This window comes from Microvirga massiliensis (genome assembly GCF_001006805.1).
Lineage (GTDB): Bacteria > Pseudomonadota > Alphaproteobacteria > Rhizobiales > Beijerinckiaceae > Microvirga > Microvirga massiliensis.
Window position 1 is genome coordinate 37,565 of sequence record NZ_LN811364.1, and the last position, 1,085, is coordinate 38,649.

The window sequence follows — 1,085 nt, forward strand, 5'->3', positions numbered from 1 at the left end:
CTGAACTTGAGTGCGCTCTGTCCAAGGATGACGACGAGATAGACGCCGCCCAGCGTAAGAAGGACGCGAACATCCGCGCCGCTGATGCCGCGATTGACGATCTGCCGCTGAAGCTCGAGCGGGATCGTGCTGAGCGCCGCGATCAGGAGCGCAATCCCGCACAGCCCGATTTGATGCCGACCACTCATGAACCAGATGTATTGTGGCAGCGACTTCGCGGGTGCGTCGTCCCTGGTTCTTTCGATCGTCAGCGGTGGCGGGGGGTATTTCATCGCAATTGCATCGGGTCGAGGCCATTGGTCGGAGCGACGTTGGGGCGAGACCAAACCGACTCCGCAAGACGAGGGCTGCCTTGGTGTTGCGCTTCAGAGCCTGTTTGAGCGCGCGCCATGGCACGGGCGATCGCGCTACCGGCAGCTCCCGTTGCCAGCATCCGCCATCGCCAGGAAGGTGATGCTTTCGGGCGCGAGCTCGACGGGACCGGACGGAATGCGCCGGCCCTGAAGAACAGGAAGGTCGTCATTTGCGCCAAGCCTGAGATCCTGTCCGTTCAACTGCACCTTCCGTGCGTCGAGCTGCGGCGCAGCGAGCGTGTAGCGCTCCGCCCCGACCGGTAGCGTGATCGATGTCGGTTGCGTGCGGCTGTTGTTGATCACGAGCAGCGCAACTCCGCCGGGTGTTCCGCGCAGGCAGTGCGCATAGACGTGCAGGCCCTCCCGGATCGGGATCCCCGGATCGAGCACGCTCGTGCCCATCAGCCGACGCCACAGCAGCGCGCCCCAGTAGTTCGGCTTCGGCTCCAGTGTCCGGTCGTCCAGGAGGCCGTAATCGCTCGCCACCAGCGTGTTGTGGGCCACAACCTTCACCTCCTGCCGGGCCAGCCGACCGAGCTGGTCGAGATACCGGAAGGTGTCGAGGAAGGTATTCGCCCAAGGGTTGCCGCCGCAGGCCGCATCCGCCGTCTCGGTGTTCCAGAACGGCCGGCCGGGCGCGAACGCGTCCCGGACCCCGCGGTAGAATGCGAGCGTCTGGTCGGTGCGGCTCAACCACTCTTCCGAGAGCGCCGCCTCGGGCGTCGTCTGCGC

The 1,085-nt window shown here is 65.6% G+C and carries 2 pseudogenes; both read right to left on the reverse strand.

The features are described 5' to 3' along the window. Window positions 1–272 (reverse strand): annotated as a pseudogene (locus tag BN1233_RS48755) (hypothetical protein); the annotation flags it as partial. 135 nt (window positions 273–407) lie between these two features. Beyond that, window positions 408–1,085, reverse strand: a pseudogene (locus BN1233_RS33860) (hypothetical protein); the annotation flags it as partial.